Below are 23,444 nucleotides of genomic sequence, written 5' to 3' on the forward strand. Positions count from 1 at the left end.
TTGCGCGCGTCCATCAAGCGCAAGCAGCTATCAAATCAGGAGTCCTTGGGATCTTCGGGCGCCTTGGGCTGGCTGAGGCTGGGCGGCACGTCGAGCCCGGCCTGCCGGGCGCGGAACAGCGCCGCGCGCATCAGAAAGATCGACATGATGGGCACCGTGATCGCCACGAACACCGCGATCAGCAGCGCATGCAGCGCCAGGCTGCGGTCGGCCACTGAGAAGTACAACACCGTGCCATGCATGATCAGCCAGCAGCCCAGCGTGGCGATGACGGAAGGCGCGTGCACCCGCTCGAAGTAGGTGGGCAGGCGCAGCAGGCCGGTAGAGCCCAGCAGGGCCAGCCCGGCGCCCCCCAGCACCAGCAGGGCCACGATGATTTCCAGCCACAGGGGCAGCACGGCGATGCCGGTGGTGGCAGCTTCGGTCATTCGATCACCTCGCCGCGCAGCAGAAACTTGGCCATGGCCATGCTGCCCACAAAGCTGAACAGCGCCAGCAGCAGCGCGGCCTCGAAGTAGTTCTTGCTGCCATACAGCAGGCCCAGCACCAGCATCACCAGCATGCCGCAGAGGTACATGCAGTCGAGTGCCAGCACGCGGTCTTGTGCCGAAGGGCCTTTGAGCAGGCGCACCAGCGCGCAACCCATGGCCAGTGCCAGCATGAACAGGGCGATGGGGAGGGCCCAATCCAGTATCGGGGTCATTCAAAGATCTCCATCAGAGGGGCCTCGTAGCGCTGTTTCACGTCGGCGATCACGGTGGCGGGGTCGTCCAGCTCCAGCACGTGCAACAGCAGCATGCTGCGGTCCAGCGACAGCTCGGCCCAGGCCGTGCCGGGGGTGATGCAGACGATCATGGCCAGCACGGCCAGCGCGTTGGGGTCGCGCACATCGAGCGGGATGTGCACAAACCCGGCAGGGTGCCGCCTGCGGCCGGGCGCCAGCAGCAGGCGGGCCACGGCCAGGTTAGAGCGCGTGGTGTCGGCCACCACGGTGAAGGCCAGGCGCAGCACGGCGCCGGGTTTGCGCACGCGCACGGGCCGCGGGCGCAGCCCGGCCGTGAGCAGCGGTATCGCCAGCGCCAGCACGCTGCCCAGCACCACATGCCCGGCACTCAGGCTGCGGTTGAGCAGCAGCCACAGGCCCAGCAGCGCTAGCGACAGCAGGGGCGCGGGCACCAGCCGCTTGAAGGGCCGGGGCGATGTGGCGGTGGGTGGGGACTCTGGCTTCATGGCTGTGCGCCCCCTGGTGTGGCGGAAGGCTTGGGCGGGTTGGGCACGGGGTCGGCGGTCATCACGGCGCGCACATACCCTGCGGGTGCGTGCAGTGCGTCGGCCGTGGCCTGGGTGTAGCGCATCACGGCCCCGGCCTGCCAGGCCAGCGCGGCGCAGGCGCCCAGCAACAGGGCAATGGGCAGGCCTTCCAGCACCAGCAGCTTGGGGGCCGAGCGGTCGTGCGCGGCCCAGAAATGGCGAATGCCTGCGCGGGTCAGGGCCACCAGCGCCAGCAGGCCTGAAAGCACCAGCAGGGCCACCAGCGTCCAGCCCGCAGCGCCCAGCTGGAGCCCGCTGGAGGCACCCAGCCCCAGTGGGTTGAGCAGTGCGTGCACCATGGCGAACTTGCCCACAAACCCCGGCAGCGGCGGCAGGCCCGCAATGACCAACGTGCAGGCGATGAAGGCCAGGCCCAGGAAGGCGGCGGCCGCAGGGATCACCTGGCCGATCAGGGCCTGCTCCTTGTCGTCGAGGTTCATGCCTTCGTGGGGCACCAGGTCGGCCGAAAGGAAGGGCGCGTCGTCGGTCTGCTCGTGCGGTGCGAGGCTGGCGCCATCGTTGCGCCAGCGGTCGATCAGGTCAGTGAGCAGGAAGAGGGCGCTCACGGCCAGCGTGGAGCTGAGCAGGTAATACAGCAAGCCGCCCGTGAGCAGCGTCTGCCCAAAGCCGGTGGCCGCGAGCAGCGTGCCCGACGACAGGATGGCGGCGAACCCCGCCAGGTGCCCCAGGCGCTGCGAGCCCAGCATGCCGATGGCGCCAAACGCCATGGTGAGCAGGCCGCCGCCCACCAGCCACTGGCTGCCAAACTGGGCCGATTCACCGGCCTCGGCGCCGAACAGCAGCGTCCACAGCCGCAGCACGCTGTACACACCCACCTTGGTCATCAACGCAAACAGTGCGCCCACAGGCGCCGTGGCCGCGCTGTAGGCGGGCACCAGCCAGAAGTTAAGCGGCCACACAGCGGCCTTGATGAGAAAAGCCACGGCCAGAATGGCCGCCGCCGCATGCAGCAGGCCCCGGTCTGCGGGCGCAATGCCAGCAATGCTCTGCGCCAAGTCTGCCATGTTGAGCGTGCCGGTGATGCCGTACAGCATGGACACGCCAATCAGAAACAGCGATGAGGCCGCGAGGTTGATGGCGATGTAGTGCAGCCCCGCCGACACGCGCGGGCGCCCCGAGCCATGCAGCAGCAGCCCATAGGAGGCAGCGAGCATGATCTCGAAAAACACAAACAGGTTGAACAAATCGGCCGTGAGAAACGCCCCCGCCAGCCCCATGAGCTGGAACTGGAACAGCGGGTGAAAGTGAACCCCTGCCCGGTGCCAGCGCGCCGCCGAGAACAGCACGGTGGCCAGTGCCACGGTGCTGCACAGCACCAGCATCATGGCCGAGAGCCGGTCGATGGTGAGCACGATGCCAAACGGCGCAGGCCAGTTGCCGGGCAGGTACACGCCCAGGCCGCCGGGCAGGTTGGGGTCCTTTGCCTGCACCAGCAGCAGCACCGCAATCACCAGGCCCAGCACGGTGGAGGCGATGTTGAGCGTGACCTTGGTGCGCTGGCGCTCCTCGCGCAGCAGCAGCATGAGCCCTGCTGTGAGCAGGGGCAGGGCGATGGGCGCGAGGATCAGGTGCGGCATCAGCGATGCCGCGAGGGAGGTAGTGAAACCGGGTCCCGTCATGGCATCTCCTGCGCATCCTTTGCGCGGCTGCCATCCACATGGTCGGTGCCAGCCATGCCACGCGAGGCCAGCAGCACCACCAGAAACAGAGCCGTCATGGCAAAGCCGATCACGATGGCTGTGAGCGTGAGCGCCTGGGGCATGGGGTCGGCGTAGTGGGCCAGGTCCTGCGGAAGGCCGGGTTGCAGCACGGGCTCTTTGTCAATCGCCAGGCCCAGGCGGCCCATGCTGAAGATGAAGAGGTTGACGGCATACGACAGCAGCGACAGGCCCATGATGACCTGGAAGGTGCGGGGCCGCAGCAGCAGCCACACGCCCGAGCCGGTGAGCACGCCAATGGCCAGGGCCAGTATCAGTTCCATGCAGTTTCTCCCCGGGTGGTGGGCACCGTGGCGGCAGCGGCCTGTTCAGCCCCCTCGTCGTCGGCGCGCGCGTTGTTGTAGCGGTGGCTGCGCACCGACTGGTGGGCAATGCCGGTGAGGATGAGCATGGTCGAACCCACCACCAGGGTGAACACGCCGATGTCGAAGAACAGCGCGCTGGCCACATGGATCTCACCTACCACGGGCAGCGAAAAATGCGCCGTGTGGCTGGTCAAGAACGGATAGCCCCAGGCCAGCGCGCCCAGGCCCGTGGCCAGCGCGGCCAGCAGGCCTACGCCGATCCAGCGGCGCGGGTACAGGGGCAGGTGGGCCTCGACCCAGGAGGTGCCCGAGACGATGTACTGCAGCAGCAGCGCCACCGAGAACACCAGCCCCGCCACAAAGCCGCCGCCGGGCTCGTTGTGGCCGCGCATGAAGAGGTAGACCGCGACCAGCGTGGCAAAGGGCAGCATCAACCGCACGAGCACGGCCGGCACCATGAGGTAGCCCACGGCGGTATCGGCGGTCTGGCGCGGGTTGGCCAGGTCGGTGTCCACATCGGCGGGCAGGGCGCGCTGCTGGGGCGGCAGGTCCATCACCTCGCGCGCGGGGCGGAAGCGCCGCAGCAGCGCATACACCGTGAGGGCCACGATGCCCAGCACCACGATTTCACCGAAGGTGTCGAAGCCCCGGAAGTCCACCAGCATCACGTTGACCACGTTGGTGCCACCGCCTTCTGTGAACGCGCGTTCCAGGAAGAAGGTGGAGGTGCTGTCGGGGAAGGGACGGCTCATCATGGCAAACGACAGCAGCGCCATGCCAGCGCCTGCGCTCAGCGCCAGCGCCAGGTCGCGCCAGCGGCGCAGCTGGGTGCGGCGCTCTTCGGCCAGGGTGGGCACGCGCAGGCTTTCGTCGCGGCGGGGCAGCCAGCGCAGGCCCAGCAGGATGAGGATGGTGGTCACGATCTCCACCACGATCTGCGTGAGTGCCAGGTCGGGGGCTGAGAACCACAGAAAGGTCAGGCACACGCACAGGCCCGCGCCGCCCAGCAGCGTGAGCGCAGCCAGCCGGTGGTACTTGGCTTGCCAGGCCGCTGCCACGGCGCACACAGCGCCCAGCAGCCACAGCAGCGCAAAGGCAGGCGACAGCGGCAGCTGCACGCGGTCGCCAATCGGCAGGCCACGCGCCCACAGGGGCAGGGTGCCTGCCACCAGCGCGGCTGCGGCCAGCCACAGCATCTGCCACTGCAGGCGGCTGGTGCCCAGCAGGCGGCGGCCGTTGCGGCCCGCCAGCGTGAGGGCGGCCAGCAGGTGCTCGAACATGCGTTGGCCGCTCAGGCGGTGCATGAGCGGGGGCGCGTCCAGCACGCCCCGCGCGCGCTGGACGCGCAGCACGGCATACAGCGCAATGCCACCCGCGAGCGCCACTAGGCTCATCACAAACGGGGTGTTGAGGCCATGCCAGACCGCGAGGCTGTAGGTGGGCAGCTCACCGCCCACCACGGGCCGCGCGGCAGCCGCCAGGTAGGCGCCCACCGACCAGGCGGGCAGCGTGCCCACCACCAGGCAGGCCAGCACGAGCAGTTCCACTGGCACGCGCATCCAGTGCGGGGGCTCGTGGGGGTCGTGGGGCAGGTCGGTGGCGGGCGGGCCCCAGAACACATCCACCGTGAAGCGCAGTGAGTACGCCACGCTGAACATGCCTGCCAGCGTGGCCGCCACGGGCAGCAGCCAGCTGAGCAGCGGCGTGGTGTTCACGTACACGGTCTCGGCAAAGAACATTTCCTTGGACAGGAAGCCGTTGAGCAGTGGCACGCCCGCCATGGCGGCGCTGGCCACCATGGCCAGGCTGGCGGTGATCGGCATCATGGTGCGCAGCCCCGACAGGCGCCGGATGTCGCGCGTGCCGCTTTCATGGTCCACGATGCCCACGGCCATGAACAGCGAGGCCTTGAAGGTGGCGTGGTTCATGATGTGAAAGACTGCTGCGACGGCGGCCAGCGGGCTGTTCAGGCCCAGCAGCAGGGTGATGAGGCCCAGGTGCGAGATGGTGGAGTACGCCAGCAGCCCCTTGAGGTCGTTCTGGAACATGGCCGCGTAGCCGCCCACCAGCAGCGTGCACAGCCCCGCGCCGCCCACCAGCCAGAACCATTGCTCCGTGCCTGCGAGCGCAGGCCACAGGCGCGCCAGCAAAAACACGCCCGCCTTGACCATGGTGGCCGAGTGCAGGTAGGCCGACACGGGCGTAGGCGCGGCCATGGCGTTGGGCAGCCAGAAGTGGAACGGGAACTGCGCGCTCTTTGTGAGCGCGCCCAGCAGAATCAGGACGAGCGCGGTGGTGTACAGCGGATGGTTCTGGATGAGCTGCCCGGCGGCGAGCACGTGGTCCAGGTCATAGCTGCCCACAATGTGGCCCAACACCAGCATGCCCGCCAGCATGGCCAGGCCGCCCGTGCCTGTCACCGTGAGCGCCATGCGCGCGCCGCGCCGCGCATCTTTGCGGTGGTGCCAGTAGCCGATCAGCAGGAAGGAGAACAGGCTGGTCAGTTCCCAGAAAAAAGCAATCTGGATGATGTTGCCCGACAGCACCACGCCCGCCATCGCACCCATGAAGGCCAGAAAAAACGAGAAGAAGCGCGGCACCGGATCGGCGGGCGACATGTAGTAGCGCGCATAGAGCACCACCAGGCTGCCCACGCCCAGCACCAGCATGCAGAACATCCAGGCAAAGCCATCCATGCGGATGACGAGGTTCAGACCCAGTGCGGGGAGCCAGGCCAGTTCTTGCCGGATCACGCCCCCATCGGCGATCTCGGGGAAGTAGAGCGCTGCCTGCACGGTGCAGAACAGGGCAATGAGCCCGGCGAGCGTGGACTCGGTATTGCGGGCATTGGCGGGCAACACTGCCGCCAGCAGGCTGCCGATGAAGGGGAGGAGGATGAGGGTGATCAGGGGCATGCGCGAACGATTTTAGGGGCAGCTCCTAAAAACCCTGCTCGCCCCTACCGTTGCGCATGCCCTATCGCAAAAAAAACAAGCCCGCTGGAGCGGGCTTGCTGCTTATGAAGTCTGCTTAGTTTTTGCTAGCGCTGGCTGCTGGGGATGGGGCTGCTGGTGCTGCAGCCGGGGCCGCTGTGGGTGTGGTGGCCGGTGCGGCGGCGTTCTTGTCTGCGCTGCTGCGGGCCTTGCGGTCGCTGCCCTGGTGGCTTGCAGTTTTGTCTTTCTCTTTCTGCTTGCTCTTGGCTTCTGCCTTGGCGGCGGCTGCTGCGCTGTATTTCCTGCCGTTGACCGTCAGGCCTTCCTTGGAGAAGCTCACGGCGCTTTTGTTGCCTACGCCGCCCACGCGGCCAATGAAGTCGGCCCAGTCCTTGAAAGGCGCGCTCTTGCGCTCTTCCAGAATGCGGCCCGACAGGCCGGGGCCGATGCCCTTGATGCCGTCAAGTTCGGCCTCGGTGGCGGTGTTCACATCCACGGCGGCGAAGGCTGTGGTGGTGGCCAGCAGCAGGGTGGCGATCAGGGTGAGCAGTGTCTTGAGCATGGAGCGTGTCCTTGGCGTGGAGGGAGCTGGAAGGAGCGGGTCAGAGTTCTTCAACGCGGCGTGCGGGGTAGCTGTCCCAGGTCTGGCAGCCGGGGCATTGCCAGAAATGCTGGCGGGCTTCAAAGCCGCAGGCTGCGCAGCGGTAGCGCGTGAGCGGTTTCACGGCATGCTCCAGCGCGCGCTGGATCTGGGGGTGGAACTCCTCGTGTTCCAGCTTTTCAGTGGCCAGCCATTTGGCAGCGGCCACCAGCGAGCGTTCCTTGTCGAGGTGCTCCACATAGCGCTGCCGGGCGGAGCCGCTCGTGGTGGCATCTGCGGCTTCCATGGCCACGATGCTCTCCAGCACGTCGAGCGAGGGCGCCTGTTCGTAATGGGCCTGCAACAGTCCGTAGACTTCGGCGGTGCGCCCGCTGGCCGTGGCGGCTTCGACCATGAGCGGGGCAGCCAGTGGCAGGGCGGCTGGATTGCGCTCGCCCAGCGTTTTGAGGGTGGCCAGCACGGCTGCAGGCTGGCCCATGAGGCGCTGCAGCCGTGCCAGCTCGATGTGGGCGCGTGCTGCCTCGGGGGCGGCGGCGACCGCCTGCTCCAGCAGCGCCTGGGCACCGGGCAGGTCGCCTTGTGCGCTCAGCGCCAATGCCTGTTCGCACAGGTAATGCGCCTGCCGGGTGCTGAAGTCGCCCTGGTCGGCGTCGTGCATCTTGCGGGCGATGCTGGCGGCATGGGGCCAGTCGCGCGAGCGTTCGTAGATGGCCAGCAGGGCCAGGCGGGCCTGGGCCTCGAAGGGCGTGCCTTCCAGGCGGTGCAGGGCATCTTCGGCGCGGTCGAGCAGGCCCGCCTTGAGGAAGTCGAGCGCCAGCGCGTGCTGGGCGCGCTCGCGGTCGGTGCGGGAGAGGTCGCCGCGCGAGAGCAGGTGTTCGTGCACACGCACTGCGCGGTCGTATTCGCCCCGGCGGCGGAACAGGTTGCCCAGCGCGAAGTGCAGCTCAGAGGTGTCGGGGTCGTTCTGCACGGCCTCGATGAACGCGTCAATCGCCTGGTCCTGCTGCTCGTTGAGCAGGAAGTTCAGGCCCTTGAAGTAGGCCTTGGGCGCGCGGCGGTTTTCGGCGCGCAGCTGGCGCAGGTCAAAACGCGACGCCAGCCAGCCCAGCACAAAGGCCACGGGCAGGCCCAGCAGAATCCAGCTCAGGTCAAATTCCATGGATAGAGGGCAGGTCGGGAGGTGGTGGGGGCGCGGCAGGTGTGCCGTTGCTGGGGGCGGCCGCTGCGGTTGCCTGGGCTGGCGCTGCAACCGCTGCGGCCGCCTGGGCGCGGCGGGCGGCCGTGCGGTGGCGCCACCAGCGGGGCACCATGCCCAGCACGCCCACGGCGAGCCCGGCCGAGAAGGCCGTCAGCACCACCAGCACCAGCGGAGCGCGCCACTGGGTGCCAAAGAAGAAGTGCACGGTCGCGTCCTGCTGGTTGTTCAGCGCGAAGGCGAAGAGCGTAAAAAAAATGGCTGCCTTGAGCAGCCACAGGAGGTATTTCATCGGTCTCCCCAGTGGTGGGGCGATTCTAAGAGCTTGCGTGCAGAGCTCTCCGCAAGCCTGGAGAGCGTCAGTATCAATAAAAATGGCCGCTTGGGCGCGACCATCAATCGTTTTTAGCTATCAATTTTGATCTGGCAAACCCGGCGTGGTCTGGGTCTTTTCTTCCATCTCGGCAGTGCGCTTGTCCACGGCTTCGCGCAGGGCCTTGCCGGGCTTGAAGTGCGGCACACGCTTTTCAGGAATGGCCACGGCCTCGCCGCTGCGGGGGTTGCGGCCCATGCGGGGCGGGCGGTGGTTGACCGAGAAACTGCCAAAACCCCGGATCTCGATGCGGTGCCCACGCACCAGGGCATCGCCCACGGCGTCCAGAATGGTCTTGACGGCGTATTCGGCATCGCGGTGGGTGAGCTGGCCAAAGCGGGCGGCCAGTTCTTCAACGAGGTCTGAGCGGGTCATGGAGTCTTGGGGCATAGGCTTCTCAAAGAAGAGCGGGCGCACGAGGCGCCCGCTGTCTGACCTTTCAAGGGGTCAGCGCTTTACTTACTTTTCCGAGTTGTCCAGCTTGGCGCGCAGCAGGGCGCCCAGGCTGGTCGTGCCGGCGCTTTCGCGGCTCGATTGCTGGCTCAGGCTGGCCATGGCGCCTTGCTCGTCGGCCATGTCCTTTTGCTTGATCGACAGCTGGATGTTGCGGGTCTTGCGATCCACGTTCACCACCACGGCCGTGACTTCGTCGCCTTCCTTCAGCACGTTGCGGGCATCTTCCACGCGGTCGCGGGAGATTTCCGAAGCGCGCAGGTAGCCCACGATGTCTTCGCCGAGGTCGATTTCAGCGCCACGGGCGTCCACGGTCTTGACCTTGCCGGTCACCGTCTGGCCCTTGTCGTTCACGGTCACGAAGGTCGTGAATGGGTCGCCGTCGAGCTGCTTGATGCCCAGCGAGATGCGTTCGCGGTCCACGTCCACGGCCAGCACGATGGCTTCCACTTCCTGGCCCTTCTTGTAGTTGCGAACAGCGGCTTCGCCGGGTTCGTTCCACGACAGGTCAGACAGGTGCACCAGGCCGTCGATGCCGGCAGCCAGGCCCACGAACACGCCGAAGTCGGTGATCGACTTGATAGGACCCTTCACGCGGTCGCCGCGCTTCGTGTCCTGTGCGAATTCTTGCCATGGGTTGGCCTTGCATTGCTTCATGCCCAGGCTGATACGGCGCTTGTCTTCGTCGATTTCCAGAACCATGACTTCGACTTCGTCGCCCAGCGAAACCAGCTTGGCGGGAGCGATGTTCTTGTTGGTCCAGTCCATTTCAGACACGTGCACCAGGCCTTCGATGCCGGGTTCGAGTTCGACGAACGCGCCGTAGTCGGCAATGTTCGTGATCTTGCCGAACAGGCGGGTCGATTGTGGGTAGCGGCGGTTCACGCCCATCCATGGGTCGTCGCCCATTTGCTTCAGACCCAGCGAGACACGGTTCTTCTCGGTGTCGAACTTCAGGATCTTGGCCGTGATTTCCTGGCCAGCGGTCACCACTTCGGAGGGGTGACGCACGCGGCGCCATGCCATGTCGGTGATGTGCAGCAGACCGTCGATGCCGCCCAGGTCCACGAACGCACCGTATTCGGTGATGTTCTTGACCACGCCTTGAACGATGGAGCCTTCCTTCAGGGTTTCCATCAGCTTGGCGCGTTCTTCGCCCATGGAGGCTTCCACCACAGCGCGGCGGCTCAGCACCACGTTGTTGCGCTTGCGGTCCAGCTTGATGACCTTGAATTCCATGGTCTTGTTTTCGTACGGCGTCAGATCCTTGATCGGACGGGTATCGATCAGCGAACCGGGCAGGAATGCGCGGATGCCGTTGACCAGGACAGTCAGGCCGCCCTTGACCTTGCCGGACGTGGTACCGGTGACGAATTCGCCGGATTCCAGGGCCTTTTCCAGGCTCATCCAGGAAGCCAGACGCTTGGCGGTGTCGCGCGACAGGATGGTGTCGCCGTAGCCGTTTTCGATGGAGCCAATGGCCACCGACACGAAGTCACCCACTTGGACTTCGACTTCGCCCTTGTCGTTCTTGAACTCTTCCAGCGGCACGTAGGCTTCGGACTTGAGGCCAGCGTTCACGACCACGAAGTTGTGCTCAACGCGCACGACTTCAGCGGTGATGACTTCGCCTGGGCGCATTTCCGTACGCTGCAGGGATTCTTCAAAAAGGGCGGCAAAAGATTCGGACATGTGTTTCCTTGCCACAAACAGGATTCCAGTAGCACCATTGCTACTGTTTTTATAGCTGTTTGCGGTGGTTTTTTGCGGCAGAGCCGCGGGTTAGGTTAACGATCCACACCACCTGTGCGCTGGCGCGCGAGAGGGGCGGCATGGGCCTGTGGCGCGGCCTTTCGGCCTTGCCTGGAGCCCGAGGGCTCCACGGGGTCAGTGCTGCGCAGAGGCTGCGAAGCGCTGGCGCTCTTGCCACCAGGCCAATACCTGTTCGACGGCTTGTTCAATCGTCAAATCGGAGTTGTCCAGGACCAGAGCGTCCTGCGCGGGCTTGAGAGGTGCAACGCTGCGGGAGCTGTCCCGGGCGTCGCGCGCTTCCAGATCCGCGCGAAGGTCTTCGATACTAGCCGAAAAACCCTTAGAAATCAACTGCTTATAACGGCGCTCAGCGCGGCAGGCGGCGCTGGCCGTGAGATACACCTTCAAGGGGGCCTCGGGGAAGATCACGGTGCCCATGTCGCGGCCATCGGCCACCAGCCCTGGCAGGCGCTGGAAGCTGTGTTGCAGATCGACCAGCGCCGTGCGCACGGCGGGCAGGGCGGACACGCGCGAGGCGTTCATGCCGGCTTCTTCGGTGCGAATGGCTTCGGTCACGTCGTCGTTGCCCAGCCACACCTTGCCACCTTCAAACCGCACCGGCAGCGTCTGGGCGAGGGTGGCGATAGGGGCTTCATGGTCCGCATCGATGGCGAAACCTGCCCGCAGCGCGGCCAGGGCGGTGATGCGGTACATCGCGCCGGAGTCCAAAAAACGGTAGCCCAGCCGTTGCGCCACCGCCGCAGCCACCGTGCCCTTGCCCGAGGCCGTGGGGCCGTCGATGCAGATCACCGGGATGTGGGCGGTTTCGACCTGAGCAACCGAGAACAGGGCCTCGAAATAGTCCGGGAAGGTCTTGGCCACGCACTTGGGGTCTTCGATGCGCACCGGCAGGGCGGCCGGGTTGAAGGCGGCCAGCGAGAAGCACATGGCCACGCGGTGGTCGTCGTAGGTGTGGATGCTGGCGGCCTTCCAGTCAGCGGGCTGGGCAGGGGGCGTCACGCGGATGTAGTCCGCGCCTTCCTCTACCGTGGCGCCGAGCTTGCGCAGCTCGGTGGCCATGGCGGCGATGCGGTCGGTTTCCTTCACGCGCCAGCTTGCGATGTTGGTCAGTGTGGTCGTGCCCTGGGCGTACAGTGCCATCACGGCCAGTGTCATGGCCGCGTCGGGGATGTGGTTGCAGTCCAGATCAATGGCCTTCAGGGGCCAGGCGCCACGTTCGATCTGCAGCCAGTTGGGCCCGCCGGTGACCACGGCACCCATGGCGCGCGCGGCCTCGACAAAGCGGATGTCACCCTGGATCGAATCCAGCCCCACACCCTGAATCTTGATGCTTTTTTGGCCTTCTCCGCCCGTTGCTATTGCCCCAAGCGCTATGAAATAGCTAGCGGATGAGGCATCTGCCTCCACATGGATGCTGCCAGGCGACTGGTAGCGGCTGCCTGCCGGGATGGTGAAGCGCTGCCAGTTCTGGTGTTCGACCACGATGCCAAACCGCGCCAGCAGCTGGAGCGTGATGGCGATGTAGGGCTTGGAGATCAGCTCGCCCACCACCTCGATCACGATGGCCTGCGCGCCTGCCGCGAGCGGCAGCGCCATGAGCAGGGCGGTAAGGAACTGGCTGGACACATCGCCGCGCACGCGGATGGGCTCTGCCAGTGCCAGCGCAGGCACGCCCTGGCCGTGGGCGATCCTGAGCGGCGGGTAGCCGTCGTTGCCCAGGTAGTCGATCTGGCAGCCCAGCTGGCGCAGCGCATCGATGAGATCGCCGATGGGGCGCTCGTGCATGCGCGGCACGCCGGACAGCTCGAACTCGCCGCCCAGCAGGGCCAGCGCTGCCGTGAGTGGGCGCATGGCCGTGCCCGCATTGCCCAAGAACAGCCTGGCGGGGGATTGGGGCAGGCGGCCACCCAGGCCGGTGATGCGCACCGTACTGCCCGCTTCATCCACCGTGCACCCGATCTGGCGCAGCGCGTCCAGCATCACGCGCGTGTCGTCGGACGCCAGCAGGTCGTGCACGGTGGTCGTGCCATTGCTCAGCGCGGCCAGCAGCAACACCCGGTTGGAGATGCTCTTGGAGCCGGGCAGGTGGACTTCACCCGCAGCGGCTTGCAAAGGGGGTAGATCGAGGAATGCAGTGCTGTACATCAGTGTCTTTCGTCCATTTGCGCAAGTGACCGACGCAACTGGCGCGTCCGAGTCCAGTGCCACCGTGGAGCTGGCTTTGCCAGGCCACGGGTGGCGTCCCCCTTGGGGGAAGGCGCCGGAGGCGACTCAGGGGGTTATTTGCGTTTTGCACCCATGCGCCAGTGGGCACGGGTTTCGCTGGCCAGGGTCAGCATGTCTTCCAGGGCCTGGGCATTGCCTTTTTCCATGGCCTGCTCGATGTTGCGCAGGGCCTGTTGGAACAGCTTGGACTGGGCCAGGAGTTCTTCGCGGTTGGACAGCAGGATGTCGCGCCACACCTTGGGGTCGCTGGCCGCGATGCGGGTGAAGTCGCGGAACCCGGGGCCTGCGAGGGACAGGAAATCGTCGCCGTGTGATTGCCCGGTGATGCTGTTCATCATCGCAAAGGCCAGCACATGGGGCAGGTGGCTGACGGCGGCAAAGGCTGCGTCGTGCGACTCGGGCGACATGCTGGTTACGCGGCAGCCCAGGGCGTTCCAGATCTTCTCTGCGTTCTGCAGATGGACCGTGAGCGTGCGCTCGGTGGGCGTCAGGATGACCTGGCGCCCGCTGTAGAGGTCGGCCTCGGCGTGTTCCACGCCCGACACCTCGCGCCCCGTGATGGGGTGGGCGGGCACAAACGAGCCCACCTGGTCGCGCAGGGAGCGCTGCGCAGCGTGCACCACATCGGCCTTGGTCGAGCCCACGTCCATGATGAGCATCTGGGGCGTGACCAGGTGCTTGATGGCTTTCAGTGTGGCTTCGGTGGCGGCCACGGGCACGGCCACCAGCACGATGTCGGCACCGGCCACGGCGAGCAGGGCCGAGGGCGCCTCGACGTCGATCACGCCCAGCTGGCGCGCGCGGTCGGTGGTGGAGGGCGACTTGCTGTAGCCCACCACCCGCTTGACCAGGCCCGCCTTCTTCATCGCCAGGGCAAACGAGCCGCCCATGAGCCCGCAGCCGATCAGTCCCAATTGTTCAAACATAGGGGTGGCTCCTCAGGACGACACGGGGTAGGTGCCCAGAACCTTGTAGAACGCGCACAGGCTGCGCAGTTCTTCCAGGGCCCGCGCCACATGGGGCTGGGCGGGGTGGCCGTCGAGGTCGATGTAGAAGTAATACTCCCACTGGCCCGTGCGTGCGGGACGGGACTCGAAGCGTGTCATGGACACGCCATGGGTTTTTAGCGGCACCAGCAGGTCGTGCACCGCGCCTGGCTGGTTGGGCACCGACACCACGAGGCTGGTGCAGTCCTTGCCCGAGGGGGGCGGCGTCTGCAGCGTGTGTGGCAGGCAGATGATGGCAAAACGCGTGCGGTTGTACGCATCGTCCTGGATCGCGTGCGAGACGATGTGCAGGCCGAACTGGGTGGCTGCGCGTTCGCTGGACAGCGCTGCCCAGGTCGGGTTGGTGGTGGCCAAGCGCGCGCCTTCGGCGTTGCTGGACACGGGGCGGCGCTCGGCATGCGGCAGGTGCTTGGACAGCCAGGCCTGGCATTGGGCCAGCGCCTGCGGGTGGGCCAGCACGGCCTCGATGCCGTCAAGCGAGTTGGTGGTGCGCAGCAGGTTGTGGCGCACCAGCAGACTGACTTCGCCCACCACATGCGTGGGGGTGTGCAGGAACAGGTCGAGCGAGCGGGTGACCACGCCTTCGGTGGAGTTTTCCACTCCCACCACGCCGTACTGGGCGCTGCCTGCGGCCGTGGCGTGGAACACCTCGTCGAAGTTGGCGCAGTACATCAGGTCGGCCGCGCCGCCGAAAAATTCGATGGCGGCCTGTTCGCAGAATGTGCCCTCTGGGCCGAGCACGGCCACGCGCTGGGGCGATTCGAGGGCCAGGCAGGCGGACATGATCTCGCGCCAGATGGCCGCCACATGCGGGCCCTTGAGCGGGCCGGGGTTGGCGTGGGTGATCTTGTCGATGACTTGCGCCACACGGTCGGGGCGGAAGAAGGGCGTGCCTTCACGCTTCTTGACTTCGCCCACCTGCTCGGCCACCAGCGCGCGCTGGTTCAGCAGCGTAAGCAGTTGCTGGTCGATGGAGTCGATCTGCACGCGCAGACTGGCGAGATCGGGTGAGGCTTGCGGAGTGTTCATGGATGGGGTCTGTGTGCGCGCTTGCGTGAACGGGACGGCGGGTGTTCGTTCAGGCGTGCTTTTGCTCAAATTCTCGCATGTAGTCCACCAGCGCCTGTACGCCCTCGATCGGCATGGCGTTGTAGACGCTGGCACGCATACCTCCCACGGACTTGTGGCCCTTGAGTTGAAGCAGGCCGCGTTCCTTGGCTCCCGCCAGGAACGCGTCATTGCGGCTTTCGTCGCGCAAGAAGAACGGAATGTTCATGCGCGAACGGCAGTTGGCCGCCACTTTGTTCACATACAGCTGCGAGCTGTCGATGGCGTTGTAGAGCAGGGCGGCCTTGGCGATGTTGCGCTGCTCCATCGCGGCCACACCGGTCAGGCTGCCTTCGGTCTGGCGCTTGAGCCATTGGAAGGTGAGGCCCGCGATGTAGATGCCCCACGTGGGGGGCGTGTTGTACATCGACTGGTTGTCGGCCACGGTTTTGTAGTCGAAGGCGCTGGGGCAGGCGGGCAGGGCGTGGCCGAGCAGGTCTTCGCGCACGATCACCAGCGTGAGGCCTGCAGGCCCCAGGTTCTTCTGCGCGCCGCCAAAGGCCAGGCCCACTCGGCTCCAGTCCACGGGCCGCGACGCCACATGAGACGAAAAGTCGATGACCAGGGGCGCATCGCTGCCCAGTGCCTTCAGGTCGGGCAGCTGGTGGAACTCGATGCCGTTGATGGTTTCGTTGCTGCAGATGTGCAGGTAGCTCGCGCCCCGGCTGAGCGTCCACGAGGCTGGGTCGGGCAGGGTGGTGAAGCCGGTGTCTTCAGCCGAGGCCACGATGTTCACCTCGGAGGCGTACTTGCGCGCTTCCTTCTGCGACTTCTGGCTCCAGCTGCCGGTGACCACAAAATCCACGGCACCGGCGCGCGAGAGGTTCAGTGGCACGATGGCGTTCTCTGCCAGGCCACCGCCCTGCATGAACAGGATCTTGAAGTTGGCGGGCACAGCCAGTAGCGCCCGCAGATCGGCTTCGGCCTGCTCGTAGATGGACAGAAACTCCTTGCCCCGGTGGCTCATCTCCATCACGCCCATGCCACTGCCATGCCAGTCCAGCATTTCGGCAGCGGCTTGCTCCAGCACTTCGGCGGGGATGGCGGCCGGGCCGGCCGAGAAGTTGTAGGGGCGGGTCATGGTTTCACAGTCAAAAATGCTGCTTGCGCCTGTTGTATAAGCGCTTGCAGCTACATTTTTAATAGCAATCGGGGCCGCGTCTGGCGCGACACCCGGCGAGGGCAAGGGGAGGCTCAGGCGTCGGATGCGGGGGCTGCGCCGGAATCTGCGGAGCCGCCACCGTCTGCATTGCCATCAGCATCGCTGTCGGCATCGGCCACGTTGGCATCGTTTTCCACGATGCGCTGCAGGCCGCTGAGCTTGGAGCCTTCGTCCAAAGCGATCAGCGTCACGCCCTGCGTGGCACGGCCCAGCTCGCGGATTTCGGACACGCGGGTGCGCACCAGCACACCCTTGTCGGTGATCAGCATGATTTCGTCGTCCGCGTGCACCAGCGTGGCGGCGACGACCTTGCCGTTGCGCTCACTCTGCTGGATAGCGATCATGCCCTTGGTGCCTCGGCCGTGGCGCGTGTATTCGACGATGCTGGTGCGCTTGCCGTAGCCGTTTTCGGTGGCGGTGAGCACGCTTTGGGTTTCGTCTTCGGCCACCAGCATGGCGATCACGCTCTGGCCGTCTTCCAGCATCATGCCGCGCACACCACGTGCCTGGCGGCCCAAGGGGCGCACATCGTTTTCATCAAAACGAACGGCCTTGCCGCCGTCGCTGAACAGCATCACATCGTGTTTGCCATCGGTCAGCGCGGCGCCGATCAGGTAGTCGCCGTCGTCGAGGTTGACGGCAATGATGCCGCCCTTGCGCGGGTTGCTGAACTCATCGAGCGCGGTCTTCTTCACGGTGCCCATGCTGGTCGCCATGAACACGAAGCGGTCGGCCGGGAAGCTGCGCATGTCGCCCGTGAGCGGCAGCACCACGTTGATCTTCTCGCCGTCCTGCAGCGGGAACATGTTGACGATGGGGCGGCCACGCGAGCCACGCGAGCCGGCGGGCACTTCCCAGACCTTGAGCCAGTACAGGCGGCCCCGGTTGGAGAAGCACAGGATGTAGTCGTGCGTGTTGGCGATGAAGAGCTGGTCGATCCAGTCGTCTTCCTTGGTCGCCGTGGCCTGCTTGCCGCGTCCGCCGCGCTTCTGGGCGCGGTATTCGGACAGGGGCTGGCTCTTGATGTAGCCGGTATGGCTGAGCGTGACCACCATGTCGGTGGGCGTGATCAGGTCTTCGGTGGAGAGGTCTTGTGCGCTGTACTCCACCACGCTGCGGCGTGCGCCCAGCTTGTGCTGGCCGAATTCGGCTTTGATGGATGTGAGTTCTTCGCCAATGATGGTGGAGACGCGCTCGGGCTTGGCCAGGATGTCCAGCAGGTCTTCGATGACCGCCATGACTTCCTTGTATTCGGCCACGATCTTGTCTTGCTCCAGGCCCGTGAGGCGCTGCAGGCGCATCTGCAGGATTTCCTGGGCCTGTGTTTCCGACAGGCGGTACAGGCCATCCTGGCCCATGCCGAACTCGACTTCCAGGCCTTCGGGGCGGTAGTCGTCAGCGTTGATCACGCCGCCATCGGCACGCGTGCGGGTCAGCATCTCACGCACCAGCTTGCTGTCCCACGAGCGGGCCATCAGCTCGGACTTGGCCACAGGCGGCGTGGGTGCGTTGCGGATGATCGCGATGAAATCGTCGATGTTGGCCAGGGCCACGGCCAGGCCCTCCAGCACGTGGCCCCGGTCGCGCGCCTTGCGCAGCTCGAACACCGTGCGGCGCGTCACCACTTCGCGGCGATGCTGCAGGAAGACGACGATCAGGTCCTTCAGGTTGCACAGGCGTGGCTGGCCATCAACCAGCGCCACCATGTTCATGCCGAAGGTGTCCTGCAACTGCGTCTGCTTGTACAGGTTGTTGAGCACCACCTCGGGCACTTCGCCGCGCTTGAGCTCGATCACCAGGCGCATGCCGGATTTGTCTGACTCGTCCTGGATGTGGCTGATGCCTTCGATCTTCTTTTCGTGCACCAGCTCGGCCATGCGCTCCTGCAGCGTCTTCTTGTTGACCTGGTAGGGCAGCTCGTCCACGATGATCGCCTGGCGCTGGCCACGGTCGATGTCCTCGAAGTGGCAGCGCGCGCGCATGATCACGCGGCCACGGCCCGTGCGGTAGCCATCCTTCACGCCATTGATGCCGTAGATGATGCCGGCGGTGGGGAAATCAGGCGCAGGAATGATCTCCATCAGCTCGTCGATGGAGGTGTCGGGGTTGCGCAGCATGTGCAGGCAGGCGTCCACCACCTCGTTGAGGTTGTGCGGTGGGATATTGGTGGCCATGCCCACCGCAATACCTGCCGAGCCATTCACCAGCAGATTGGGCAGCTTGCTGGGCAATACCAGCGGCTCTTTTTCGCTGCCGTCGTAATTGGGGCCGAAATCGACGGTTTCCTTGTCGATATCGCCCAGCATTTCGTGCGCGATTTTGGCCAGGCGGATTTCGGTGTATCGCATGGCGGCGGCGTTGTCGCCGTCCACCGAGCCGAAATTGCCCTGGCCGTCCACCAGCATATGGCGCAGCGAGAAATCCTGCGCCATCCGCACAATGGTGTCGTACACCGCTGAATCGCCGTGCGGGTGGTATTTACCAATCACGTCACCCACGATACGGGCCGACTTTTTATACGGCCGGTTCCAGTCGTTGTTGAGTTCGTGCATGGCAAACAACACGCGCCGGTGCACAGGCTTCAAACCATCGCGCGCGTCGGGCAAGGCCCGGCCGACGATCACGCTCATCGCGTAATCGAGATAACTGCGCCGCATTTCCTCTTCGAGGCTGATCGGCAGGGTTTCTTTGGCAAACTGGGTCATTGGGGGCTGCGGTGGCGGCAAAGGAGATCCATTTTAGGGCTAAGACCGTGTAGCGACCGCGCAACATATCGAAGCAATTCCGGTTTTGTCCTACGGGGCGCGGCGCGTCACCACCGCTTTTGCCCTGTTACGTATGGCACAATCGTTTGAACGCTTTGGGTGGTGGTCATCCCTAGCGTCCTGATTCGCAGCGCGGCTGCGGCTTTTTCCCCAAGAGGAGAACCATGAAGAAACTGAACAAAGTGGCGATGTTGTTTGCCTCTGCAGCGCTCGCAACCGCCGCTGGCGCACAAACCGTTGACAACTGGCGCAATGCCTCGGGTGATCTGGTCTGGAAGAACGGCACCAACGAATACTGCTGGCGCGATGCCAACTGGACGCCTGCTACGGCTGCCGCTGGCTGCGATGGCGCTATCGCCAAGGCTGCTGCGCCTGCCGCCGCTCCTGCCCCAGCCGCCGCACCTGCACCCGCTGCTGCCGCACCTGCACCTGCTCCCGCTCCTGCCGTGGCCACCAAGGTGACCTACGCTGCTGACGCATTCTTCGACTTCGACAAGTCGGTGCTGAAGCCAGAAGGCAAAGCCAAGCTGGACGACCTGGTCTCCAAGGTCAAGGGCATCAACCTGGAAGTCATCATCGCCGTGGGTCACACCGACTCCGTGGGCTCTGATGCTTACAACCAGAAGCTTTCGGTGCGTCGTTCCGAAGCCGTGAAGGCTTACTTGGTGTCCAAGGGCATCGAAAAGAACCGCGTGTACACCGAAGGCAAGGGCGAAAAGCAGCCAGTGGCTGACAACAAGACCGCCGAAGGCCGCGCCAAGAACCGCCGCGTGGAAATCGAAGTGGTCGGTACCCGCGCTTCCAAGTAATCTTCGGATTGCTTCACAAAAAAGCCCCGGCAACGGGGCTTTTTTGCGTCTGGAGTCTTTAATGCACCAGGTTCAGGGACAATTGCGAGCATGAGTGACACCGTCAATGCAGATCCGGCCGAACTGGCCAAGTTTTCAGAATTGGCCCACCGTTGGTGGGATCCGGACAGCGAATTCCGCCCGTTGCACCAGATCAATCCGCTGCGGCTTGACTGGATCAATGGCTTCAGCCCATTGAATGGCAAGCGGGTGCTAGATGTGGGTTGCGGAGGTGGCATTCTGGCCGACTCCATGGCGCGCAAAGGCGCGGAGGTGCTGGGCATTGATTTGGCGTCGAAGGCATTGCGCGTGGCGCAACTGCACGCGTTGGAAGCGGGTACTCCGAACATCCGCTATCAGGAAATCAGTGTGGAAGCGCTGGCCCAGGAGCAGCCAGCAAGTTTCGATGTGGTGACCTGCATGGAGATGCTGGAACATGTTCCAGACCCGGCATCCGTGGTTCGCGCGTGTTCCCAACTTGTCAAACCTGGGGGGTGGGTGTTTTTCTCCACGATCAACCGCAATGCCAAGGCTTTTATGTTGGCCATTGTGGGCGCGGAGTATGTGCTGAACATGCTGCCCCGTGGGACGCATGAATATGCCAAGATGATTCGTCCCAGCGAATTGGCTGCCAGCTGTCGCAATGCCCAGCTCGATGTGTTGCACACAAGGGGGCTGGAATACAACCCTTTGACAAAGCGTTATTGGCTGAGTGAAGACACCAGCGTGAATTACTTGTTCGCCACCCGGCGTCCTGGCTGAGGTGGTGAACATGTTCCACGACATCCGTGCAGTTTTGTTCGACCTAGATGGAACGCTGATCGACAGCGCGCCAGATCTGGGGGCGGCCGCCGACAAGATGCGTACTGATCGCGGTTTGCCCTCCTTGCCCCTTGATCGTTACCGGCCGATGGCGGGTGCGGGCGCTCGCGGCATGTTGGGGGAGGCTTTCGGCATGACCCCGGACCACCCTGATTTTCCCGTGTGGCGCGAAGAGTTCTTTGTGAACTACGAGTCGCGCATGACCGAGCGCACCACGATTTTTGAAGGTGTGCCCGAACTGGTTCACCAGCTTTTGCAGCGCAACCTGCTGTGGGGGGTGGTGACGAACAAGGCGGCACGTTTTACAGAACCGCTGACCCGGGCGATTCCGCTTTTTGAAACGGCCGGGGCGGTGATCAGTGGCGATACCACTCCCCATGCAAAGCCGCATCCAGCCCCCTTGCTGGAAGCTGCGTCCCGTTTAAAGCTCTCTCCAGCGCAGTGCATCTACGTGGGCGATGACGAGCGCGACATCATTGCGGGCCTTGCCGCCGGCATGGGCACGGTTGCCGCGACCTACGGTTACCTCGGCGCAAAGACCGATCCCGGAGAGTGGGGCGCCCATGCTGCAATTAAATCTCCTTCCGAGCTCTTGCAATTGCTTGCGCGCACCTAAAATAGAGGGTCTGGGGCTGTCCTGGTTTCGACGTGGGTTCGGAATCGGTGTGGTGCATGTCGAGCTTGAGTCACGCTCGTAAATCTCGATTTAAAAAACTAACTGCAAACGACGAACGTTTCGCACTCGCTGCTTAATTGCCAGTGAGCCTTGCAACAGTTGGCCGATGGGCTGGGCAAGGGGGTTCTGAGCAATCAGGGCCTCCCGGCTGCAAGGATAATTACATGGGCTGGCTTCGATCCGGGTACCTTGGGTTGGGGCGAGAAAATAGGGTGCTGGCGGCTTGTGTAGCGTGCGACTGCGCGACACGGGTGGCGAGATTCAAAACAGACCGCTAAACATGTAGATCTGCCCGGTGAAGGCTTACGGACGCGGGTTCAATTCCCGCCAGCTCCACCACCATATCCAAGAGCGTTCGCTGCCTTCAGCGAACGCTCTTTTTCATTAATAGGGCGCGTTTTGTCGCAATCACCCCTGCATTTGTAGGTGTGTGTATCGGCCCTTGATTAAGCCAACCCCACGCCGCACAATGCCCGCTCGTTCAAGCCGGAGGCCACTATGCCAATGGAGTACCTGCAGGGGCTGGCGCGGGATGAGTTGCCCCTCATTGAATCGGACGTCATCAACATCGACAAGCTGCGGGTGTTGCGTGCTGCGGGCATGGTAGAGGTGCAGTTGCCGCCGGTGGACGCGCCGCAGCAAAAGGCGCAGGTGCTCTACATCACCGGACTGGGGCGGGCCACCCTGCGTGCTGGTGGCTGGCCCTCTTCGGTGCCGCGTCTTCGACCACTGTGTGACCTGGAACCTTCTTTTGATTGATGGCTGCGCGGGTGGCTCACACCCGAGGCCCCGCTTCGACAGAGCGGACCCGCGAGGCGCTGGTGCCAAGGGGCAAGCGGCGCTCCCCGCACCGTGTCCGTTTCTGGCGGGGCCATGGGCACCTGCGGAGGACCATGATGGTGCTGACCCTGCATATCCGGCATGAAGCTTCCCACCAGTACCTCGCCAGGGTGTTTGATGGCAAGGTGCAAGTAGGGCGCGCGACGCTGCATGGCCGCATCGACGAGGCCGTAGCTGCTTATGGCGCGAACGGCGATCAGTGGTTTCCGGGCGTGACGGCATTTGCCATCTGGTACGGTGGCTGGAGCATTGGCGCCAAGCCTTTGGCGCAAATGGAGGATGAGGCGGCGCTGCTGGCCAACCGGTTGGTGGTGTTGTCGGCCGTGGTCCGCTGAGCTGGGAGGGGCATAAATGCCTGTAACTCCCCATATGTCATACGAAACAAAATGAAATAAACCGAAACTGCGTCGAGACGACGTAGCGTGTGCCACGCGGCACCATCAGGGTCATGTTCAACACCGTCCTCGAAAGGACTGCATCATGAAACCCTGGATCAAGAAAACCCTGATGGGCATCTTCGGCGCTTCCATCGCGGTGGGCGGTCTGACGGCCTGCTCCAGCAGCAACCACCACCACCGCGGCCCCATGAGCGCCGAGAAAATGGCGGAAGTGCGTGGCAAGGTGGTCGAGCGTGTCAGCAGCAAGCTGGACCTGAACGAAGCGCAAAAGGCCAAGCTCAATGTGCTGGCCGACAAGATGGAGGCGCAGCGCACGGCTTTTGTCGGCAAGACTGCCGACCCGCGTGCGGAAATGCAGGCCATCGTCGCGGGTGAGAAGTTCGACAGGGCCCGGGCCCAGACCCTGCTGGACGAGAAGACCCGCGCCGTGCAGACCAGCAGTCCCGAGGTGATCAACGCGCTGGCCGACTTTTATGACAGCCTCAACCCCGAGCAGCAGCACAAGGTGCGCGAGCTGATGCAGCGGCGCAAGGGCTGGATGGCGCGCGGTTGAGGCGGGGAGCATCACCATGTCCCCCACGCTGGAACCCATCCACCGCCTGGCGCAGGGTGTGCGCACGCACGGGCCTTCGTTGCTGGCGGGCATGTCCGATCCCCACGATGAGTTGATGTCCCTGGTCTGGGGCCCGCGTTTCGATCGCGAGCATGCGCTGGGCCTGGTGGCCCGGCAGCCCGAGGCGGCGGCCCATACCTTGCCCGCCTTGCTGGCCGCTGCCGATCATTTCGATGCACTCCATGCCGGAGCCCAAGGCCGCCTGCGCCGCTTGATCGTGCGGCACCGTGCACTGCGCGGAGTGGACGATGGCGGTGTTGCAGCCTTCGACGGAATGAACGCCTGACGGTGTGAGAA

The 23,444-nt window shown here is 64.7% G+C and carries 23 protein-coding genes and 1 other RNA gene; 8 read left to right on the forward strand and 16 right to left on the reverse strand.

What is annotated here, in order from left to right:
• Positions 1–35: 35 nt before the first annotated feature.
• The 16 genes from AvAM_RS07540 to gyrA form a co-directional block, all read right to left on the reverse strand.
• Positions 36–428, reverse strand: coding sequence for a monovalent cation/H(+) antiporter subunit G (locus tag AvAM_RS07540; RefSeq protein WP_137746485.1), 393 nt, complete (start codon positions 426–428; stop codon positions 36–38).
• A complete protein-coding gene (locus tag AvAM_RS07545; protein WP_137746486.1) occupies positions 425–703 on the reverse strand; it encodes a K+/H+ antiporter subunit F in 279 nt (92 codons plus the stop codon). The genes AvAM_RS07540 and AvAM_RS07545 overlap by 4 nt, the downstream gene beginning before the upstream one ends.
• Positions 700–1,230, reverse strand: a complete 531-nt coding sequence (locus tag AvAM_RS07550) for a Na+/H+ antiporter subunit E (RefSeq protein WP_137746487.1) — start codon at positions 1,228–1,230, stop codon at positions 700–702. The genes AvAM_RS07545 and AvAM_RS07550 overlap by 4 nt, the downstream gene beginning before the upstream one ends.
• The gene (locus AvAM_RS07555; RefSeq protein WP_137746488.1) at positions 1,227–2,951 is read right to left on the reverse strand and encodes a monovalent cation/H+ antiporter subunit D; all 1,725 of its coding nucleotides are present in this window, start codon (positions 2,949–2,951) and stop codon (positions 1,227–1,229) included. The genes AvAM_RS07550 and AvAM_RS07555 overlap by 4 nt, the downstream gene beginning before the upstream one ends.
• Entirely contained in the window at positions 2,948–3,313 is a 366-nt protein-coding gene (locus AvAM_RS07560) for a Na+/H+ antiporter subunit C (RefSeq protein ID WP_094290930.1), read from the reverse strand. Before AvAM_RS07560 ends, AvAM_RS07555 begins: the two co-directional genes overlap by 4 nt.
• On the reverse strand, positions 3,304–6,270 hold the full coding sequence (locus AvAM_RS07565; protein ID WP_137746489.1) for a monovalent cation/H+ antiporter subunit A: 2,967 nt from the start codon (positions 6,268–6,270) through the stop codon (positions 3,304–3,306). Before AvAM_RS07565 ends, AvAM_RS07560 begins: the two co-directional genes overlap by 10 nt.
• A 115-nt stretch (positions 6,271–6,385) precedes the next feature.
• Positions 6,386–6,850, reverse strand: a complete 465-nt coding sequence (locus tag AvAM_RS07570; protein WP_137746490.1) for a helix-hairpin-helix domain-containing protein — start codon at positions 6,848–6,850, stop codon at positions 6,386–6,388.
• Between the two features lie 40 nt (positions 6,851–6,890).
• Positions 6,891–8,048 (reverse strand): lipopolysaccharide assembly protein LapB, encoded by a 1,158-nt coding sequence (lapB, locus tag AvAM_RS07575; protein ID WP_137746491.1) that lies wholly within the window; start codon positions 8,046–8,048, stop codon positions 6,891–6,893.
• A complete protein-coding gene (locus AvAM_RS07580; protein WP_137746492.1) occupies positions 8,038–8,376 on the reverse strand; it encodes a lipopolysaccharide assembly LapA domain-containing protein in 339 nt (112 codons plus the stop codon). The genes lapB and AvAM_RS07580 overlap by 11 nt, the downstream gene beginning before the upstream one ends.
• A gap of 120 nt (positions 8,377–8,496) precedes the next feature.
• On the reverse strand, positions 8,497–8,832 hold the full coding sequence (locus AvAM_RS07585) for an integration host factor subunit beta (RefSeq protein WP_137746493.1): 336 nt from the start codon (positions 8,830–8,832) through the stop codon (positions 8,497–8,499).
• 84 nt (positions 8,833–8,916) lie between these two features.
• Positions 8,917–10,617 (reverse strand): 30S ribosomal protein S1, encoded by a 1,701-nt coding sequence (rpsA, locus tag AvAM_RS07590; protein WP_274110633.1) that lies wholly within the window; start codon positions 10,615–10,617, stop codon positions 8,917–8,919.
• A gap of 180 nt (positions 10,618–10,797) precedes the next feature.
• Positions 10,798–12,828: a bifunctional 3-phosphoshikimate 1-carboxyvinyltransferase/cytidylate kinase gene (locus AvAM_RS07595; RefSeq protein ID WP_137746495.1), complete on the reverse strand. Its 2,031-nt coding sequence runs from the start codon at positions 12,826–12,828 to the stop codon at positions 10,798–10,800.
• A 134-nt stretch (positions 12,829–12,962) separates the two neighbouring features.
• Positions 12,963–13,835, reverse strand: a complete 873-nt coding sequence (locus tag AvAM_RS07600; protein WP_137746496.1) for a prephenate dehydrogenase/arogenate dehydrogenase family protein — start codon at positions 13,833–13,835, stop codon at positions 12,963–12,965.
• Positions 13,836–13,847: 12 nt separating this feature from the next.
• Positions 13,848–14,945, reverse strand: a complete 1,098-nt coding sequence (pheA, locus tag AvAM_RS07605) for a prephenate dehydratase (RefSeq protein ID WP_137746497.1) — start codon at positions 14,943–14,945, stop codon at positions 13,848–13,850.
• 49 nt (positions 14,946–14,994) lie between these two features.
• Positions 14,995–16,104, reverse strand: coding sequence for a 3-phosphoserine/phosphohydroxythreonine transaminase (gene serC / locus AvAM_RS07610; protein WP_137746498.1), 1,110 nt, complete (start codon positions 16,102–16,104; stop codon positions 14,995–14,997).
• Positions 16,105–16,217: 113 nt separating this feature from the next.
• Positions 16,218–18,890: a DNA gyrase subunit A gene (gyrA, locus tag AvAM_RS07615; RefSeq protein WP_137746499.1), complete on the reverse strand. Its 2,673-nt coding sequence runs from the start codon at positions 18,888–18,890 to the stop codon at positions 16,218–16,220.
• A 224-nt stretch (positions 18,891–19,114) separates the two neighbouring features.
• Between gyrA and ompA the strand changes: the two genes are divergently transcribed.
• The 8 genes from ompA (at position 19,115) to AvAM_RS07655 (ending at position 23,433) form a co-directional block, all read left to right on the forward strand.
• Positions 19,115–19,759 carry an outer membrane protein OmpA gene (ompA, locus tag AvAM_RS07620; RefSeq protein WP_063460551.1) on the forward strand — a complete coding sequence of 215 codons (645 nt, stop codon included), beginning with the start codon at positions 19,115–19,117 and terminating at the stop codon, positions 19,757–19,759.
• Positions 19,760–19,849: 90 nt separating this feature from the next.
• Positions 19,850–20,560: a bifunctional 2-polyprenyl-6-hydroxyphenol methylase/3-demethylubiquinol 3-O-methyltransferase UbiG gene (gene ubiG / locus AvAM_RS07625; RefSeq protein WP_137746500.1), complete on the forward strand. Its 711-nt coding sequence runs from the start codon at positions 19,850–19,852 to the stop codon at positions 20,558–20,560.
• A gap of 10 nt (positions 20,561–20,570) precedes the next feature.
• Complete coding sequence (locus tag AvAM_RS07630) at positions 20,571–21,236, forward strand: HAD family hydrolase (RefSeq protein ID WP_137746501.1); 666 nt, start codon at positions 20,571–20,573, stop codon at positions 21,234–21,236.
• 12 nt (positions 21,237–21,248) lie between these two features.
• Positions 21,249–21,635, forward strand: a transfer-messenger RNA (tmRNA) gene (gene ssrA, locus AvAM_RS07635).
• Between the two features lie 159 nt (positions 21,636–21,794).
• A complete protein-coding gene (locus AvAM_RS07640; RefSeq protein ID WP_212742262.1) occupies positions 21,795–22,055 on the forward strand; it encodes a hypothetical protein in 261 nt (86 codons plus the stop codon).
• 134 nt (positions 22,056–22,189) lie between these two features.
• Positions 22,190–22,471: a hypothetical protein gene (locus AvAM_RS07645; RefSeq protein WP_137746502.1), complete on the forward strand. Its 282-nt coding sequence runs from the start codon at positions 22,190–22,192 to the stop codon at positions 22,469–22,471.
• Positions 22,472–22,616: 145 nt separating this feature from the next.
• Entirely contained in the window at positions 22,617–23,087 is a 471-nt protein-coding gene (locus AvAM_RS07650; RefSeq protein WP_137746503.1) for a Spy/CpxP family protein refolding chaperone, read from the forward strand.
• 16 nt (positions 23,088–23,103) lie between these two features.
• Positions 23,104–23,433, forward strand: coding sequence for a hypothetical protein (locus AvAM_RS07655; protein ID WP_137746504.1), 330 nt, complete (start codon positions 23,104–23,106; stop codon positions 23,431–23,433).
• Positions 23,434–23,444: the final 11 nt, after the last annotated feature.

The sequence above is a fragment of the Acidovorax sp. NB1 genome (assembly GCF_005405905.1).
In the GTDB taxonomy this organism is placed as follows: Bacteria; Pseudomonadota; Gammaproteobacteria; order Burkholderiales; family Burkholderiaceae_C; genus Acidovorax.